Source organism: Megasphaera sp. DJF_B143, from assembly GCF_900320625.1.
Classification (GTDB): Bacteria; Bacillota; Negativicutes; order Veillonellales; family Megasphaeraceae; genus Megasphaera; species Megasphaera hexanoica.
Window position 1 is genome coordinate 1 of the sequence record NZ_ONTA01000308.1, and the last position, 2221, is coordinate 2221.

At 49.6% G+C, this 2221-nt stretch carries 3 protein-coding genes; all 3 read right to left on the reverse strand.

All coding sequences use genetic code 11. From position 1 onward, the window contains the following. Window positions 1-432, reverse strand: a 432-nt coding sequence (locus tag DBO31_RS08840; RefSeq protein WP_150824969.1) for a class I tRNA ligase family protein, incomplete at its 3' end; no start/stop codon positions are given. A gap of 331 nt (window positions 433-763) precedes the next feature. Further along, window positions 764-1207 (reverse strand): hypothetical protein, encoded by a 444-nt coding sequence (locus tag DBO31_RS08845; protein ID WP_150824970.1) that lies wholly within the window; start codon window positions 1205-1207, stop codon window positions 764-766. An 18-nt stretch (window positions 1208-1225) separates the two neighbouring features. Then, window positions 1226-2221: glutamate--tRNA ligase (gltX, locus tag DBO31_RS08850; RefSeq protein WP_150824971.1), on the reverse strand; the 996-nt coding region annotated here is incomplete at its 5' end.

Genomic DNA, 2221 nt, shown 5'->3' on the forward strand with positions numbered 1-2221 from the left:
ATAGACGTCGTGGTCGATGACATAGGCATAGCCTTTGTCGATGAGGGTCTGGACCATGTGGATGATTTCATCCATGTGTTCCGAAACACGGGGATATTTGTCGGCCCGACGGATGTGGAGCTTATCCATGACGTCAAAGTAGGATGCGATATACCGGTTGGAAATCGTATCCCATGTAACACCTTCCCCATTGGCGGCGTTAATGATTTTATCATCGACATCGGTAAAGTTCTGGATGTGTGTGACTTCATAGCCCAGATGTTCCAGATAGCGTTTGATGACATCCCATGTAACGAACGGGCGGGCATTGCCCATATGAGAATGATTGTACGGCGTAATCCCGCAGACGTACATCTTGACCTGTCCCGGCGTTACCGGCACAAACGTTTCTTTACGACGTGTGAGTGTATTGTAAACTTTTAATTCTCTCATAATAAACCTCCTTCAGGTAAATAAAAAGACCGCCGTCCCCTGACAGAGACGGTGGCCCGTGGTTCCACTCTGCTTTATGGCAAGCACCATAATCTCAACTACAGGTAACGGCTGTCTCCGGACCGGAATACTGTCATTTCATCCGGCCTGCTCCCAAAGGCAACTCTGCAATTTCATCTGCTGGCCCGGCTCTCAGCAGCTGCCGGACTTCTCTGTAGCGTTCCCTTGCAGATCATTTTGATCATCGCATTTCTAAATTGATATTAATTATTAAATATACTGTATTGTATATTACATGATACTCAATATTTTCTATTCTGTCAAGAACATTTTATGTATCGGTCATATCCGGGCGGTCCCATGTATCGACGGGCGTCTCCTCTTCATCTTCCTTCTCGCCTGCCAGCATTTCATCCATCTGAAAAGCCAGCTGGCAGAAATAAGGATAGTACGGCGAAGTACGGCCTGCTTCCAGTCCCCGGTATGTTTCCCGGCAGGGATATTCTTCCAGGAGCCGTTCATACGGTGGCAGAGGAATGCCGAATACGGGGGAAAATTCCCGGTCCTCTACGTCATCGAGAATGCTGGTTCCGGCCACACGGAACGTATATATGTCGTTCAGATTTGTACAATGAATATACGTATACCTCCCGTTTCCCTCGGAAAGTTCTATTTCTCCATCCAGCACCAGACGGCCGGCAATCATGCGGGCCGCCCGGTTGCGGCTGAGTACTTCCCACCGGGAAGAAGGCGTCTTGTCAGACGTATCCATCAACGTTCACCATCCCGGCATTCAGTCAGCTATGAGGCCGCTGGCATTGAGCCGGCTGATGACTTTGTCCCGTCCCATGAGGGCGACGATGACGTTCAGGTCCGGCCCGTGCATGACGCCTGTAACAGCTACGCGGATAGGCATATAGACGAATTTACCCTTTACTTTCAGGCCTTTCTGGATTTTTTTGAACAGGGGCTGTACCGTTTCCGCCGTCACTTCGTCGAGAGCTGCCAGTTCATCGCAGAACATTTTGAGAACAGCCGGAGCCGTTTCTTCTTTGAGGACAGCAGCTGTTTCTTCGTTTTCCGGCTGGTAGTCTTCCGTGAAGAATACTTTGGCCGCATCGACAATCTGGGCGCCGTACTGGACGTGTTCGCGCATGGCAGAGCACATTTGTTTCAGCCAGGTCCGTTCATCATCGGAAGGCTGATCCGATGCATAGCCTGCTTTCTGCAAATGAGGCAGGCAGATTTCCAGCAGCTGGTCTTCATCCAGTTCTTTCATGTAATGGAAATTGATCCAGTTCAATTTTTCAATATCGAAGACAGCGGGATTCTTCGCTACCCGGTCCAGGCTGAACTGCTGGCAGAGTTCTTCCATGGAGAAAATTTCCTGATCGCTGTCAGGCGTCCATCCCAGAAGAGCCAGGAAATTGTCAATAGCCTGGGGCAGGTATCCCAGGTCGCGATACTGCTGGACGCTGGTTGCGCCGTGGCGTTTGCTCATTTTCTTCTTATCTTTGCCCAGGATAAGCGATACATGGGCAAAGGTCGGTACGGGAAAGCCCAGTGCTTTATAGAGGACGAGCTGGCGCGGTGTATTGGACAGATGTTCTTCCGCACGGATGACATGGGTAATATGCATGAGAGCATCATCCATGACGACACAATAATTATATACAGGAATTCCGTCTGATTTGACAATGACAAAATCGCCTACTTTATTGGAGTCAAAAGCGACATGTCCCCGTACGAGATCGTCGAATTCGAGAGTTTCATTCTTCGGGGTCTTGAC